Annotated in this window: 18 protein-coding genes; 10 read left to right on the top strand and 8 right to left on the bottom strand. The window is 63.4% G+C overall.

Features of this window, described 5'->3' with window-relative positions; genetic code table 11:
* Positions 1-169 precede the first annotated feature (169 nt).
* The 5 genes from C4K27_RS04820 to C4K27_RS04800 form a co-directional block, all read right to left on the bottom strand.
* Positions 170-1081 carry an SDR family oxidoreductase gene (locus C4K27_RS04820; RefSeq protein ID WP_007929802.1) on the bottom strand — a complete coding sequence of 304 codons (912 nt, stop codon included), beginning with the start codon at positions 1079-1081 and terminating at the stop codon, positions 170-172.
* A 214-nt stretch (positions 1082-1295) separates the two neighbouring features.
* A complete protein-coding gene (locus tag C4K27_RS04815) occupies positions 1296-2198 on the bottom strand; it encodes an alpha/beta fold hydrolase (RefSeq protein WP_053259673.1) in 903 nt (300 codons plus the stop codon).
* Positions 2198-2980 carry a class II aldolase/adducin family protein gene (locus C4K27_RS04810; protein ID WP_053259672.1) on the bottom strand — a complete coding sequence of 261 codons (783 nt, stop codon included), beginning with the start codon at positions 2978-2980 and terminating at the stop codon, positions 2198-2200. Before C4K27_RS04810 ends, C4K27_RS04815 begins: the two co-directional genes overlap by 1 nt.
* Positions 2981-3134: 154 nt before the next feature.
* Positions 3135-3821 carry an LrgB family protein gene (locus C4K27_RS04805; RefSeq protein ID WP_053259671.1) on the bottom strand — a complete coding sequence of 229 codons (687 nt, stop codon included), beginning with the start codon at positions 3819-3821 and terminating at the stop codon, positions 3135-3137.
* A complete protein-coding gene (locus tag C4K27_RS04800; protein WP_007929806.1) occupies positions 3811-4197 on the bottom strand; it encodes a CidA/LrgA family protein in 387 nt (128 codons plus the stop codon). Before C4K27_RS04800 ends, C4K27_RS04805 begins: the two co-directional genes overlap by 11 nt.
* Before the next feature lie 110 nt (positions 4198-4307).
* On the opposite strand from C4K27_RS04800, the gene C4K27_RS04795 reads away from it, so the two are divergent.
* Complete coding sequence (locus C4K27_RS04795) at positions 4308-5204, top strand: LysR family transcriptional regulator (RefSeq protein ID WP_007929807.1); 897 nt, start codon at positions 4308-4310, stop codon at positions 5202-5204.
* On the opposite strand, the gene C4K27_RS04790 is transcribed toward C4K27_RS04795, so the two are convergent.
* Complete coding sequence (locus C4K27_RS04790) at positions 5185-5640, bottom strand: flavodoxin (RefSeq protein ID WP_053259670.1); 456 nt, start codon at positions 5638-5640, stop codon at positions 5185-5187. The two genes, C4K27_RS04795 and C4K27_RS04790, sit on opposite strands and share 20 nt — an antisense overlap.
* A gap of 156 nt (positions 5641-5796) precedes the next feature.
* Between C4K27_RS04790 and C4K27_RS04785 the strand changes: the two genes are divergently transcribed.
* On the top strand, positions 5797-6270 hold the full coding sequence (locus C4K27_RS04785; protein ID WP_053259669.1) for a PAS domain-containing protein: 474 nt from the start codon (positions 5797-5799) through the stop codon (positions 6268-6270).
* 55 nt (positions 6271-6325) lie between these two features.
* Positions 6326-6931: a hypothetical protein gene (locus C4K27_RS04780; protein WP_009042216.1), complete on the top strand. Its 606-nt coding sequence runs from the start codon at positions 6326-6328 to the stop codon at positions 6929-6931.
* Between the two features lie 31 nt (positions 6932-6962).
* Here C4K27_RS04780 and C4K27_RS04775 read toward each other — a convergent pair whose 3' ends face one another.
* A complete protein-coding gene (locus tag C4K27_RS04775) occupies positions 6963-7922 on the bottom strand; it encodes a MerR family transcriptional regulator (protein ID WP_053259668.1) in 960 nt (319 codons plus the stop codon).
* Between the two features lie 213 nt (positions 7923-8135).
* On the opposite strand from C4K27_RS04775, the gene C4K27_RS04770 reads away from it, so the two are divergent.
* The 6 genes from C4K27_RS04770 to C4K27_RS04745 all read left to right on the top strand — a co-directional run bounded on the left by C4K27_RS04770 (position 8136) and on the right by C4K27_RS04745 (position 11258).
* Positions 8136-8708, top strand: a complete 573-nt coding sequence (locus tag C4K27_RS04770; protein ID WP_053259667.1) for an antibiotic biosynthesis monooxygenase — start codon at positions 8136-8138, stop codon at positions 8706-8708.
* A 161-nt stretch (positions 8709-8869) separates the two neighbouring features.
* On the top strand, positions 8870-9580 hold the full coding sequence (gene folM, locus C4K27_RS04765; protein ID WP_053260043.1) for a dihydromonapterin reductase: 711 nt from the start codon (positions 8870-8872) through the stop codon (positions 9578-9580).
* A gap of 21 nt (positions 9581-9601) precedes the next feature.
* Complete coding sequence (gene folE, locus C4K27_RS04760) at positions 9602-10162, top strand: GTP cyclohydrolase I FolE (RefSeq protein ID WP_007929828.1); 561 nt, start codon at positions 9602-9604, stop codon at positions 10160-10162.
* Positions 10163-10164: 2 nt separating this feature from the next.
* Entirely contained in the window at positions 10165-10536 is a 372-nt protein-coding gene (gene folX / locus C4K27_RS04755) for a dihydroneopterin triphosphate 2'-epimerase (RefSeq protein ID WP_007929829.1), read from the top strand.
* A 94-nt stretch (positions 10537-10630) separates the two neighbouring features.
* A complete protein-coding gene (locus C4K27_RS04750) occupies positions 10631-10927 on the top strand; it encodes a DUF1244 domain-containing protein (RefSeq protein ID WP_053259666.1) in 297 nt (98 codons plus the stop codon).
* Entirely contained in the window at positions 10920-11258 is a 339-nt protein-coding gene (locus C4K27_RS04745; RefSeq protein WP_053259665.1) for a HopJ type III effector protein, read from the top strand. The genes C4K27_RS04750 and C4K27_RS04745 overlap by 8 nt, the downstream gene beginning before the upstream one ends.
* A 165-nt stretch (positions 11259-11423) precedes the next feature.
* Here the strand turns inward: C4K27_RS04745 and trxB are convergent, their stop codons facing one another.
* Positions 11424-12380 (bottom strand): thioredoxin-disulfide reductase, encoded by a 957-nt coding sequence (trxB, locus tag C4K27_RS04740; RefSeq protein WP_007929833.1) that lies wholly within the window; start codon positions 12378-12380, stop codon positions 11424-11426.
* Positions 12381-12692: 312 nt separating this feature from the next.
* Here trxB and cysZ point away from each other — a divergent pair, with 312 nt between their 5' ends.
* Positions 12693-13448 carry a sulfate transporter CysZ gene (cysZ, locus tag C4K27_RS04730; RefSeq protein ID WP_053259664.1) on the top strand — a complete coding sequence of 252 codons (756 nt, stop codon included), beginning with the start codon at positions 12693-12695 and terminating at the stop codon, positions 13446-13448.
* The last annotated feature ends 30 nt before the right edge of the window (positions 13449-13478 follow it).

Here is a 13478-nt window from a genome sequence, read left to right as displayed (position 1 = left end):
ATGCCCGGTAGAAAGCCAGGTCGATGCTCAAGGTGTCTGCTCGCCGTGACAATGGAAACGCTGCAACAGGCGATGGGCTAACGGCGCCAGGATCAGGCCGAAGGCAGTGATGAAGGCATAAGGCAAACAGCCGCGCAGACCGCGGCTGTTCGGGTTGGCGGGCGCGGCTTCAGATCGCGTATTTCTGCAGGTTCTGCATCATCTCTTTCAAGGCTTCGATGTTGTCCTTGGGGTGCGCCGCGCCCTCGAAGTCGCAGATCTGCTGCCAGTGGGCGGCGACATCTTCGGGGGAAAAACCTTCACGCGGATCGAAGCCCAGGCCCAGGCTGCGCTCCCAGCGCACCTTGCCCATCCAGCCACCACCGACCTCGAACAGGCCGGAGGTCTCCTGGCAATTCTCGCTGCCCAGGTACACCACCAGCGGGCTGACCAGCTCCGGCTTGAGTTGCTCGAACACCTGGGGCGGGATCAGCCCTTCGGTCATCCGCGTGCCGCCGGTTGGCGCGATGGCGTTGACCAGGATGTTGTTCTTGCGACCTTCGATGGCCAGGGTGCGGGTCAGGCCGTAGAGGCCGAGCTTGGCCATGCCGTAGTTGGACTGGCCGAAGTTGCCGTAGATGCCGGACGTGGACGCGGTGAAGATCACCCGGCCATAACCCTGCTCGCGCATGTGCGGCCAGGCGGCGCGGGTCACCTTGTAGGCGCCTTCGACATGGACGCGGTACACCAGGTCCCAATCGGCGTCTTCCATCTTGTGGAAGGTCTTGTCGCGCAGGATGCCGGCGTTGTTCACCACCACATCCACCCGGCCGAAGGCATCCAGGGCGTTCTGCACGATCTTGTCGCCGTCGGTCACCGAATCGTGGTTGGCCTCGGCGATGCCGCCGGCTTCGCGAATCTGCGCCACCACCCGGTCGGCCGCCGAGGCATTGGCGCCCTCGCCCTGGGTCGAACCGCCCAGGTCGTTGACCAGGACCTTCGCCCCGTGCCGGGCGAACAGCAATGCATGAGCCTGCCCCAGACCGCCGCCGGCACCGGTGACGATCACGACTTTATTCTCGAAGCGCACAGACTCACTCATACCGAACTCCCACAGGCCAGATGGACAACAGACGGACAATGGCTTCGAGTGTCAGGCACGCGGCTGGCGGTCACAATAAACACGGCTGAAGCTGAATGGTGCGCAATAAGGCAGGGGGATGATCGAGGGGGAACCACGGCGTGGGCCGCATCGGCGTCTGGCATGCACAGGCCAAGGCCGCAGAACCGCGGTAGCTACGGACAGCGCGGGGCGCTCAGGAGCAGGCCAGTTTTCGCGGTGGAAACTCCAGGCTTTCGCGAAAGGCCAGATAATGCTTGAGCACCTGGACCGGGGCCTCGGTCTGCGGGTAGTGACCGATCCCGGCCAGCAGCACGGTATCCGGTGCGGGGATCAGTTGGCAGTAGCGCTCGACCATGTGCGCCCCGGAAATCGGATCCACCGCGCCGTCGATCACCCGTAGCGGCACCTCGCCGCGCTGCATCGCACTCACCCAGCGGTCGCGCTGCACCCGGCGCTCGGGAATGTAGCCGATCAACTTGTGCAGGATCCGCGGTCCGTTATTGGCCTCCACCAGGCTCCAGAAGTCATCCAGCACGCTTTCGCTGGGCCGGGTCTGCGGGCCGAAAATCTGGCTGAAACTCTTGGCCAGGCCCTCACGGCTGAAGGCGCGGCCGAGCATCCAGCCCAGCGGGCTGAGTAGCAACTTCTGCGTCAGCACCGGGCGATGGGTTTCCGGGAACAGGCCGCCGTTGAGAAACACACAGCTGGCCATGTCGCAACGCTCTTCGTAGTGCCGGGCGAGCATTTCCTGGGCGACGCTGTCGCCATAGTCGTGGGCCAGCAGATGCACGGGGCTATCGACCCCCAGATGCTCGAGCAAGGCCTGCTGCAGGTCCGCCTGTTCCAGCAGGCTGTACTCGTGGTCCCGCGGCTTGGCCGAATCGCCAAACCCCAGCATGTCGCAAGCGATCACCCGATAGCGCTGCGCCAGGGGCTGCCACAGGTAATGCCAGTCCCAGGCGGCGGTGGGAAAACCATGGATCAGCAGCAGTGGCTCGCCCTGCCCCGCGGTCCAGTAGCGAATGGCATGGCCGCGAAACGCGAAGCTATGTCCGCGCTTGCGCCACACGCACAGAGGAATCTCGGCCATAGGCATCAGAGTTTATAACCCGCGTCTTGTTTATCGAGTTTGCGCAGCAGTGCCGGCCATGCCAGCGCGCCGCCCATGCCTTGAGCGCTTTTGGTGACCCCGGCGATCATCGCCTTGGCCCCGGCCAGAATCTGCGGCTCGATGGCGATCAGTTGCGCCGCACCGTTCTGCGCCAGCACCTGGATCTCGCAGGCGCGCTGGAAGGTGAACATCATCAGGAAGGTGTCGGCGATGGTGCCGCCACAGGTCAGCAGACCGTGGTTGTGCAGCATCAGGAAATTGCTGTCGCCGAGGTCGGCCTGCAGCCGGGCCTTTTCCTCGTGGTTCAGGGCCACGCCCTCATAGGCGTGATAGGCCAGGCTCGACAGCACGAACAGCGATTGCTGGCTGATGGGCAACACCCCCTGCTGCTGCGCGGACACCGCGACCCCGGCCGCGGTATGGGTGTGCAGCACGCAGGCAACATCGTGCCGCACTTCGTGCACGGCGCTGTGGATGGTGTAGCCGGCGGGGTTGATCTCGTAGGGGCTGTCCATCAGCTTGTTGCCGGCCTGGTCGACCTTCACCAGGCTGGAGGCGGTGATCTCATGGAACATCAGGCCGAACGGGTTGATCAGGAAATCTTCGGTGCCAGGGACCTTGGCGGAGATGTGGGTGAAGATCAGATCGTCCCAGCCATGCATCGCCACCAGGCGGTAGCAGGCGGCCAGGTCGACGCGGGTTTGCCATTCGGCGGTGCTGACCTGGTCTTTCACACTCGATGTCGATTGAACGGAGGATAGGCTCACGGCAAGGACCTCAGTGACGGCAGTTTTTTTATTATTTTTTGGACGTGGGGATCAGTCTAGTCAGCCCCTCGGGTTCAGGTAGTTGCCTTGGCAGCCAGCTTACTGACCGAGCGGGTCAGTGGTTATTTTAGTTGCAATCGGCACAGGTCAAACGTCAAAGCAACGACGCCAATAAAGGGGCGGCGAACAGGTTCAGCAGGCCCGTGAGGACCATCACCAACCCAGCCACCGAGCCCTCTTCGCCGCCGACTTCATGGGCGCGGCTGACCCCGGCGCCGTGGGCGCCGACCCCGAACAAAGCACCGCGAGCCAGGGCGCTGCGCAGCGGCAGCCACTTGAGCAGGACACCGCCGAGCATGGCGCCGAACACCCCGGTGAACATCACGAACACCGCCGTCAGTTCGGGCACGCCGCCCAGGTCATGGGCCAGCGGCATGGCGAAGGGCGTGGTGATCGAACGCGGCACCAGCGACAGAGTCACCGAGCTGTCCAGGGCCAGCACCCGCGCCAGGCCGAAGGAGCTGACGATGGACGCCGCGCTGCCGGCCAGCATGCCCAGGAGCAAGGCCGACCAATGCCGCACCAACAGCTGCCGCTGCTGCCAGATCGGCACTGCGAAAGCCACGGTGACCGGCCCCAGCACCAGCATCAGCCAATGGGTATTGGCGGCGTATTCGGCATAGGCGGTGTGCAGCGGCACGGCGATCGCCAGCAACAGGGCCGGCACCAGGATCAGCGGCGACAGCAGGTAGCGCCCGGTGCGCCGGTAGATCCAGCGGCTGAACAGATAGGCCGCGAGCGTCAGCAGCAGCCAGAACATCGGCATGGGCTCAAGCGTCATGGCGCATTCTCCAGCGGCACACCCATTCCACCGTGAACGCGGTGACCAGCATCACCATCAGCGTACTGACGCCAATCACCAGCAGGATCCGCCAGCCGTCCTGGCGCAGCAGGCCGCCGTAGTCCAGCAGGCTCATCAGCGCCGGAATGAAGAACAGCAGCATCTCGGCCATCAGCAGGCCCGCGCCCATTTGCAGCGCCGCCGGCTTGACCCAGCCCAGGGCGAACGCCAGCAACAGCAGGGCCAGGCCGATCACCCCGCCAGGAATCGGCCACGCCAGCCACCCGGCCAGCTGGCAGCCGAACAGATAAATAGCCAGCAACACCGCCAGTTCGGATAACAGGCGACCCAGGTGTTTCAAGGTGGAAGCGTTCATGGAATTCGGTCCTCGCAGGCCTGCATTTTAGGCAAGCGCCTGCCATCACCGAAGCGAATTGTTAGACTGGAAGCCATTCCAGAATGGAATTAAGAGCACGGACCCAAAACATGGACTTCAAACAACTGCGCAGTTTTGTCGAAGTGATTCACCAGGGCGGCTTCACCCAGGCCGCCAAGACCCTGCACATCAGCCAGTCGGCGGTGAGCAAGCAGATCGCCCAGCTGGAGCAGAGCCTGGGCACGCCATTGCTGGATCGCCAGGGCTCGCACATTCACCTCACCGCCGCCGGCAGCGTGGTGCTGCAACGCGCCGAAGGCATGCTGCGCCTGCGCAATGAGTTGCTCAGCGAGCTGGACGACCTGAGCCTGTTGGCCCGCGGGGAATTGCGCCTGGGCCTGCCCCTGCTGGGCAGCGACGCACTGTTCGCCGGCCTGTTCGCCGAGTACCGCAGGCGCTACCCGAACATCAGCGTGCAGTTGCTTGAAGGCGGCAGCCTGAATATCGAGCAGGCGGTGCTCAACGGCGAACTGGAGATCGGCGGCAGCCTGACGCCCAAGGACCCGACCTTCGCCTACCAGCCTTTCTGCGACGAACCTCTGGATGCCTTGCTACCGGCCGATCATCCATTGGCGATCAAGGCCCAGGTGCGCCTGGAGGAACTGGCGGATACGCCGTTCCTGCTTTATCAGCGCAGTTTCGTGCTCAACGACCGGCTGTTGCAGGCCTGTCAGCAGGTGGGGTTCACCCCGAAGGAAGGTGGCCGCAGCGGCCAGGCGGACTTTCTCGCCGCCCTGGTGGCCGCCGGGCAAGGCGTGGTGCTGTTGCCCAGCGTGGTGGCGCGCGGCCTGGTGCGGCCCGGCGTGGTACGCCTGACGCTGCAAGCGCCCGACTACCTGCGCTGGGACATCGCCTTCATCTGGCGCCAGGGCGCCTATCTGTCCAAGGCCGCACAAGCCTGGCTGGCGCTTTTGCGCGAGCGGCCGGTCAGCCGCGCAGAGCGCTGATCAACTCGGCCAGCCAAGGCTCGGCGTCGGTTTCCGGGGTCACGCTTTCGCTGGCGTCCAGGCGCAGCATTGCCAGCACTTCACGCACGCCCAGCTCGGCGAACAGTTCGCGCATCTGCTCGCCACCGCCACAGAAGGTGTCGCCATAGCTCGAATCGCCCAGGCCGATCACCGCGCCGGGCAAACCGCGCCAGGCCGCCGGCAGTTGATCGCGAATGGCCGAATACAGCGGCAGCAGGTTGTCCGGCAGCTCGCCCATGCCGGTGGTCGAGGTCACGGCCAGGAACGCCTCGGGGCCGAACGCCTGGACATCCGCCAGAGTCGCGCGCGGGTTGTGCCAGGCCTCGAAACCTGCGGCATTGAGGAGTTTGGCGGCGTGCCGGGCGACTTCTTCAGCCGTGCCGTACACAGAGCCGGAAAGGATGGCGACTTTCATCAATCTGATCCTGAAGCTGAGTAAAAGACTGGGATATTAACAGTTGCGCGAAAAAATCCAGCCTTGTAGCGCGATTTACCCATAATGGCCAGTGGACAGCTTCGCGCCATGTCTTAGAATTGCCGCCACCTGCCGATCGACTGCGGAAAGCCTCCGATGATCAACGCCCATCTGCTGCAACTGGTGATCAACGCCTCCAACGACGGGATTGTCGTGGCCGAACAGGAAGGCGAAGACAACATCATCATCTACGTCAACCCGGCGTTCGAACGGCTCACCGGCTACAGCGCCGACGAGGTGCTGTATCAGGATTGCCGCTTTCTCCAGTCGGGCGACCGTGACCAGCCGGCAATCCCGCTGATTCGCCAGGCCTTGGATAGCGGCCAGCCCTGCCGCCAGGTGCTGCGCAACTACCGCAAGGACGGCAGTCACTTCTGGAACGAACTGTCGATCACCCCGGTGTTCAACGAAAGCGACCAGTTGACCTATTTTGTCGGGGTGCAGAAAGATGTGACGGCCCAGGTCAAGGCCCAGCAACGGCTGGCGCAGGTGGAAAAGGAGCTGGCCGAAACCCGCGCGGAACTCGCCGTTTACCAGGCGACGAGCGGCTCTAACAAGATGCCGAATTAGTTGTCAGTACGCTTAATCACCAATGATTTTGTCACCTTCTCCTTCGAGCAACATCATGCGCCGTGACGCTCTCCTCACCCAGGATGAACTGGACTTCATTCAGACCATGCAGCACAACCCGCAACTCAACATGCGGGATGCGAACTCGAGCCTGCTGGTGAATGGGGGCTCACAGATCCGCGACCTGCTCACCCGCCTGGCGGCCAATGAGCAAGTGACCATTCAGGCGCACTTTGAAAACCAGCAGATGAGCTTTCCCCTGCACCTGGTGGAAGACGAGTTCCACGCGCTGCATCTGCGCCTGGGCGTGCCGAGCATCTTCGAGGATGGGCCGAGGGTCCGCCCCTGGCGCCTGACGCTGGCGGAGCCGGTGGCCTTGGAAAACGCCAAGGGGCAGCCCACTGCGCTGTGGGTGCATGAGGTGTCGTTCAACAGCGTGTTGCTGGAAATCCGCAACCGGGCCAAAGCGCCAAAGCAGTTCGCCCAGTGGTTCAGCCCATCGGGTTACGAGCGCATCGCCCTGCGCGGCCGCCTCGAACGCCAGACCGACGCCGGCTTCTATGCCTATCGGTTGAACCAGAGCGACACGGATGAAACCGAGCGCCTGCGCCAGTTCATCCTGCAACAGCACCGCCTGGCACACCCCAACCTGCATATCTGAAATCGCAGCTTTTAGCTGCCTGGGTATGCGCTCAGGTATCGAGCGTACCGCTGAGAAACTGCCGCAGGCGCTGCATCATCAAACGCCCGTCACTCCCCAGGCAGCCCACCGGCGAAGCGCTCAGGCTGTCCTGAGCAAGCTCGGCGACATCTCCCGCCAACATCAGCGGACACTCCAGGGTCAGCGCCAGGCGGTTCAAGCGTCGAGGCAGCTCCGGAGCCGGCGCGTGATTGGAAAACAGCACCAGCGCCTGGGGCTTGATCTTCTCGCAGACCAGGGTCAGCTCGTCGAACGGCTGCCCCAGCGCCAACACCCGGACTTCCAACTCGGCACTGCCCAGCATCAGCGCCGCCACCAGCAATTCCAGCTCCCGGCATTGCCCGGCAAGCGCCGCCAGCAGCACCGGGCGCAGCGCTTGGCCGCGCTGTAACAGCAGGCGCTGGGAGACCCGCGAACGCAGGAAGTGATCGAAGAACAGCCATTCGCTGGTGTGGCCGTAAGGTTCCTGGTGCTGCGCCAGCTGCCGCCAGAACGGCATGAGGATGTCCTGGAACACCACCGACAGCGAATAGCTGGAGAAGATCTGGCCGTACAGCCGCTCCAGGTGCGGCTCGTCGAAGCCGCCGACCGCCCGCTTGAGTTGCCCCTGCCACTGCAGGTAATCGCCCGATGCGCTGTCGCCCGGCATGGCCTGCGGCGCCTCGCGGGCGGCCCGGGTCTTGGCGAGGATCTTGCCGACCTTGCTGACCGCGACCCCACGATCGATCCAGCCGAGGATCTCACGGACCGTCTCGACATCGTGCATCGAATACAGACGATGCCCACTTTCGGTGCGTGTCGGCTGGATCAAGCCATAACGACGCTCCCAGGCCCGCAGGGTCACCGGGTTGATCCCCGTGAGCCGTGAAACTTCCCGGATCGGAAACAGATCGTCCTGCGAGGGCTGGTCGAGGGGCTGTGTCGGGCGGGAAAGTTCAGTAATAACGGGCATCTGGGCAGAAAACACCGATGGATAAAGTGACGGCCATTCTACTCCCCATCGGTGACAGTTCTTCAACACAGGGCAAAGCGACCGCTGCCTCTGGTGTATTTGTCACAATCAGGAATAATCCTTGCTTGCTTTCAAGACGCAGCCCAACACCCCGGTGCTGCGTCCGGCGTACGGCCTTACCCAGGCAGCGCATTGGTTTTACGGAGATACATAATGTCTACCTCACCCGTCACCCTGATGGTCGCCCGGCGTGTCGCCGATGGCCGTTACCAGGACCTGATCGCCTGGCTGCGCGAAGGCGAACAATTGGCCACCGACTTCCCCGGTTATCTCGGCTCCGGCGTGCTCGCTCCGCCGCCCGACGATGACGAATTCCAGATCATCTTCCGCTTCGCCGACGAGCAGACCCTGCACGTCTGGGAGCACTCCGCCTCGCGCACCGCCTGGCTGGCCCGCGGCAGCGACCTGTTCGCCCATCCCCATGAACACCGGGTCAGCGGCATCGACGGTTGGTTCGGCGCGGCCGGCCAGCGCCCTCCGCGCTGGAAGCAGGCGGTGGCCATCTGGCTGGCGTTCTTCCCGGTGTCGCTGATCTTCAACTTCATCCTCAGCCCGTTGCTGGGCGAACTCAGCCTGGCGCCGCGCGTGCTCGTCAGTACCCTGGCCCTGACGCCGCTGATGGTCTACTGGTTCATTCCGCTGTCCACCCGCCTGTTGTCCGGTTGGCTGAACAGCACGCCGCCCCGTCCGCTGCCGGCAGCACCTTCCCCACAGAGCCACGTGTAGCACCGGCTGGCCGGCGATGAATGATAACGCGGTCTGCCAGACAGACCGCGGCGCCATCATCGCGGGCAAGTCGGATCGCCGCCCGCTCGCTCCTGCAGCGGCTTGGGCGAACCCCGCCCCGCGCTGGTATAGTTTTGCTCTACCTGCGACGCGAGCCGTTCATGACTACTTCCCCTGCCCCGATCCTGATCACCGGCGCCGGCCAGCGTGTCGGCCTGCATTGCGCGTTGCGCCTGCTGGAAGACGGTCACCGGGTGATCATCAGCTATCGCACCGAACGCCCCGGCGTGCAGGCCTTGCGCGAGCGTGGCGCGATAGCCCTGTTCGCTGACTTCTCCTGCGAAGCCGGGATCCAGGCCTTCATCAGCCAATTGCACGAGCACACCGACAGCCTGCGGGCGATCGTGCACAACGCCTCGCAATGGCTGGAGGAAACGCCCGGCCAGGAAAGCGCGGCCTTCGCCGACATGTTCAGCGTGCACATGCTCGCGCCCTACCTGATCAACCTGCATTGCGCCGACCTGCTGCGGCGCTCCAGCCCCGCCGACATCGTGCACATCGGCGACGACGTCACGCGCCGCGGCAGCAGCAAGCACATCGCCTATTGCGCCACCAAGGCCGGCCTCGACAGCCTGACCCTGTCCTTCGCGGCGAAATATGCCCCGACGATCAAGGTCAACGGCATCGCCCCGGCTCTGTTAATGTTCAATCCCGACGACGACGCGGCGTACCGCGCCAAGGCCCTGGCCAAGTCAGCCCTGGGCATCGAACCCGGTTGCGAGGTGGTCTACCAGAGCCTGCGTTATCTGCTCGACAACCCTTATGTCACCGGCACGACCCTGACCGTCAACGGCGGGCGGCACCTCAAGTAAGGCTTCCCGCGAGGACGTTGCATGACGCTTTCCCTGCCCCAGCACTACCGCGAGATCCTCAAGGGTCTCGGCGAAGACCCCGAGCGCGAAGGCCTGCTCGACACCCCGCAACGCGCGGCCAAGGCCATGCAGTACCTGTGTCATGGCTACAGCCAGTCGGTGGACGAGGTGGTCAATGGCGCGCTGTTCGCCTCCGACAACGATGAAATGGTCATAGTCGCCGACATCGAACTCTATTCCCTGTGCGAACATCACCTGCTGCCCTTCATCGGCAAGGCCCATGTGGCTTATATTCCCACCGGCAAGGTGCTGGGCCTGTCGAAGATCGCCCGGATCGTCGACATGTTCGCCCGCCGCCTGCAGATCCAGGAAAACCTCACGCGGGAAATCGCCGACGCGGTGCAGCGGGTAACCCAGGCCGCCGGCGTCGCGGTGGTCGTCGAAGCCCAGCACATGTGCATGATGATGCGCGGAGTCGAGAAGCAGAACTCGACCATGCACACTTCGGTGATGCTCGGCGCCTTTCGCGACTCGAGCACCACGCGCCAGGAATTCCTGCAATTGATCGGACGGAGCAAGTAGCAATGCCACAACTTCAGCCAGGAATGGCTCGCATCCGGGTCAAGGACCTGTGCCTGCGGACCTTCATCGGAATCAACGAGGACGAGATCCTCAACAAGCAGGATGTGCTGATCAACCTGACCATCCTGTATGCCGCGCAAGAAGCCGTGCGCGACAACGACATCGACCATGCGCTGAACTACCGCACCATCACCAAGGCGATCATCGCCCACGTGGAGGGCAACCGCTTTGCCCTGCTCGAGCGCCTGACCCAGGAAATCCTCGATCTGATCATGGCCAACGAATCGGTGCTGTACGCCGAGGTCGAAGTCGACAAACCCCACGCCCTGCGTTTCGCCGAGTCGGTGTCGATCACGCTAGCGGCCAGTCGTTAGCGACAAGCTGCAAGTAAACGCCGAGCTGCTTTGACTTGCAGCTTGCCGCTTGTAACTTGTCGCTATTCCCCTCCCTATCTATGCAGTGAGCCTTATGACCCCCCAACAACGCCTGGAACTCGAAGCCGCCGCCTTCCGCCGCCTGGTCGCACACCTGGACAGCCGCAAGGACGTGCAGAACATCGACCTGATGAACCTCGCCGGCTTCTGCCGCAACTGCCTGTCCAAGTGGTACAAGGCCGAGGCCGACGAGCGCCAGATCGAGGTCAGCCTCGATGACGCCCGTGAAGTGGTGTATGGCATGCCCTACGCCGAGTGGAAGAACCTCTACCAGAAAGAAGCCAGCGCCGAGCAGCAAGCGGCGTTCGCCAAAGGAAAACCCCATGACTGACCTGAACACCCTGCGCGCCAGCCTCAAGAGCGGCGAGCACGCCTTCGCCGACACCCTGGCCTTTATCGCCGCGGGCTACGACTACCAGCCACAAGCCTTCAACAACGGTGGCGTGGAAAACGCCGCCGGGCAGAACGAAGGTTCGTGCAAGACCCTGGGCCTGGCCCTGCTGGAAGGCTTGAGCGACGAAGAAGCGCTGTTGGCGTTCGGTGAGCATTACCGCTCGGTGCTGGCCACCCCTGAAGGCAGCGACCATGGCAATATCCGCGCGCTGATCGCCCATGGCCTGGCGGGTGTGAAGTTTGCCCAGCAGCCACTCAAGCGCCGCTGACCTGTAGGAGCGAGGCTTGCCCGCGATCCAGACAACGCGGTGCTGCAGATAGACCGCGTGGAGCCTATCGCGGGCAAGTCGGATCGCCGCCCGCTCGCTCCTACGGAAACAACAGACACAAAAAAACCGGCCTGGGCCGGTTTTTTCATTGCAACGGTCTGAGAATCAAGCGTTCTGCAGGTCGTCCAGGTAACGCTCGGTGTCCAGGGCGGCCATGCAGCCGGCGCCGGCCGAGGTAATGGCCTGGCGGTACACGTGGTCGGCCACGTCGCCGGCGGCGAAGATGCCTGCGATGCTGGTGGCGGTGGCATTACCTTCACGGCCGCCCTGCACGACCAGGTAGCCGTCCTTCAGCTCCAGCTGGCCTTCGAACAGCGAAGTGTTCGGGGTGTGGCCAATCGCGATGAACACACCGTCGACCTTGATTTCGTCGAAGCTGCCGTCGTTGTTCTTCAGGCGCGCGCCGGTGACACCCATGTTGTCGCCCAGCACTTCGTCCAGGTTGGCGTTCAGCTTGAGTTCGATCTTGCCTTCGGCAACCCGGGCATTGAGCTTGTCGATCAGGATCTTCTCGGCGCGGAAGGTATCGCGACGGTGGATCAGGGTGACCTTGCTGGCGATGTTGGCCAGGTACAGGGCTTCTTCGACAGCGGTGTTGCCGCCACCGACCACGGCCACAGGCTTGTTGCGATAGAAGAAACCGTCGCAGGTCGCGCAGGCCGACACACCCTTGCCCATGAACGCCTCTTCCGAAGGCAGGCCCAGGTAACGGGCGCTGGCGCCGGTGGCGATGATCAGGGCGTCGCAGGTGTAGGTCGCGCTATCGCCGGTCAGGGTATAAGGCTTGGCGGCGAAGTCCACGGCATTGATGTGATCGAAGACGATTTCGGTCTCGAAACGCTCGGCGTGTTCACGCATGCGCTCCATCAGCGCCGGGCCGGTCAGGCCGTGGACGTCGCCCGGCCAGTTGTCGACTTCGGTGGTGGTGGTCAGCTGACCGCCGGCCTGCATGCCGGTAATCAGCAGCGGCTTCAGGTTGGCGCGGGCGGCATAGACCGCGGCGCTGTAACCGGCAGGGCCGGAACCGAGAATAATCACACGCGAATGACGTACATCAGACATGACTCACTCCTATCGACCGGCCCGGATCACTGGCGCGGAACGCCGGATTGCCGGCTGGAATAAAAAAGGACGGCGAAAGCACTTGGGGAAGGCTTCAGGTTCGCCCGTCCGAAAAATAATGGGTGCAGCGTATAGAGGGAGCGAAGATTAAGGAAATACGGTTTAACAATCCAGCTCATAGGAGGTCTCTATCCGGTATCGGCGTATTTACCGGCGCCTTTGTTACAGTTGATGTCGACCTTGCGACCGCGCTTTCGCCGGTGGGGCAAAGCCGGTAAGGTCGGCGCGTTTTCCCCCTGCACGGAGCTCCCTATGCCCGCCCCTGTTCTGTCCGGCCCGCAATACCTGCGCGAAGGCCTCAAGCTGGTGCTCAGCCCCGGCCTGCGTCTGTTCGTCCTTTTGCCCCTGGCCATCAACCTGGTGCTGTTCGTCGGATTGATCTATTTCGCCGGCCATCAGTTCAGCCTGTGGGTCGACACCCTGATGCCGTCCCTGCCGGACTGGCTGAGCTTTCTCAGCTACATCCTCTGGCCGCTGTTCGTGGTGCTGGTGCTGCTGATGGTGTTTTTCACCTTCACCATGCTGGCCAACGTGATTGCCGCGCCCTTCAACGGGTTTCTCGCGGAGAAAGTCGAAGTGGTGGTCCGTGGCACCGACGATTTCCCGCCCTTCAGCTGGGCCGAACTGCTGGCCATGATCCCGCGCACCCTGGCCCGGGAAATGCGCAAGCTGGGTTATTTCCTGCCGCGGGCCATCGGCCTGTTCATCCTGTCCTTCATTCCGGTGGTGAACCTGGTGGCCGCGCCGCTGTGGCTGCTGTTCGGCGTATGGATGATGGCGATCCAGTACATCGACTACCCGGCGGACAACCACAAGCTGGGCTGGAACGAGATGCTCGCCTGGCTGCGGGAAAAGCGCTGGCAGAGCATGAGCTTTGGCGGGATCGTCTATCTGGTGCTGCTGATCCCGGTGGTCAACATCCTGATGATGCCGGCGGCGGTGGCCGGGGCGACGCTGTTCTGGGTGCGTGAGCGCGGCGCGGAAAGCCTGGTGACCCAGCAGCGCTGAGCGGGTCACAAATCCATCATCGCAACGTCA

The sequence above is a fragment of the Pseudomonas chlororaphis subsp. chlororaphis genome (assembly GCF_003945765.1).
Classification (GTDB): domain Bacteria; phylum Pseudomonadota; class Gammaproteobacteria; order Pseudomonadales; family Pseudomonadaceae; genus Aquipseudomonas; species Aquipseudomonas chlororaphis.
This window is presented reverse-complemented; position numbering and strand designations above follow the sequence as displayed.

Bases quoted from the DNA above. Each gene is read 5' to 3' on its own strand.
- C4K27_RS04795 (WP_007929807.1), top strand. From the start codon at position 4,308: ATGGACTTCAAACAACTGCGCAGTTTTGTCGAAGTGATTCACCAGGGC.
- C4K27_RS04775 (WP_053259668.1), bottom strand. From the start codon at position 7,922: ATGCCCGTTATTACTGAACTTTCCCGCCCGACACAGCCCCTCGACCAG.
- folM (WP_053260043.1), top strand. From the start codon at position 8,870: ATGACTACTTCCCCTGCCCCGATCCTGATCACCGGCGCCGGCCAGCGT.
- folX (WP_007929829.1), top strand. From the start codon at position 10,165: ATGCCACAACTTCAGCCAGGAATGGCTCGCATCCGGGTCAAGGACCTG.
- C4K27_RS04805 (WP_053259671.1), bottom strand. From the start codon at position 3,821: ATGACGCTTGAGCCCATGCCGATGTTCTGGCTGCTGCTGACGCTCGCG.
- C4K27_RS04750 (WP_053259666.1), top strand. From the start codon at position 10,631: ATGACCCCCCAACAACGCCTGGAACTCGAAGCCGCCGCCTTCCGCCGC.
- C4K27_RS04785 (WP_053259669.1), top strand. From the start codon at position 5,797: ATGATCAACGCCCATCTGCTGCAACTGGTGATCAACGCCTCCAACGAC.
- C4K27_RS04745 (WP_053259665.1), top strand. From the start codon at position 10,920: ATGACTGACCTGAACACCCTGCGCGCCAGCCTCAAGAGCGGCGAGCAC.
- C4K27_RS04815 (WP_053259673.1), bottom strand. From the start codon at position 2,198: ATGCCTATGGCCGAGATTCCTCTGTGCGTGTGGCGCAAGCGCGGACAT.
- cysZ (WP_053259664.1), top strand. From the start codon at position 12,693: ATGCCCGCCCCTGTTCTGTCCGGCCCGCAATACCTGCGCGAAGGCCTC.
- C4K27_RS04820 (WP_007929802.1), bottom strand. From the start codon at position 1,081: ATGAGTGAGTCTGTGCGCTTCGAGAATAAAGTCGTGATCGTCACCGGT.
- trxB (WP_007929833.1), bottom strand. From the start codon at position 12,380: ATGTCTGATGTACGTCATTCGCGTGTGATTATTCTCGGTTCCGGCCCT.
- folE (WP_007929828.1), top strand. From the start codon at position 9,602: ATGACGCTTTCCCTGCCCCAGCACTACCGCGAGATCCTCAAGGGTCTC.
- C4K27_RS04780 (WP_009042216.1), top strand. From the start codon at position 6,326: ATGCGCCGTGACGCTCTCCTCACCCAGGATGAACTGGACTTCATTCAG.
- C4K27_RS04770 (WP_053259667.1), top strand. From the start codon at position 8,136: ATGTCTACCTCACCCGTCACCCTGATGGTCGCCCGGCGTGTCGCCGAT.
- C4K27_RS04800 (WP_007929806.1), bottom strand. From the start codon at position 4,197: ATGAACGCTTCCACCTTGAAACACCTGGGTCGCCTGTTATCCGAACTG.
- C4K27_RS04790 (WP_053259670.1), bottom strand. From the start codon at position 5,640: ATGAAAGTCGCCATCCTTTCCGGCTCTGTGTACGGCACGGCTGAAGAA.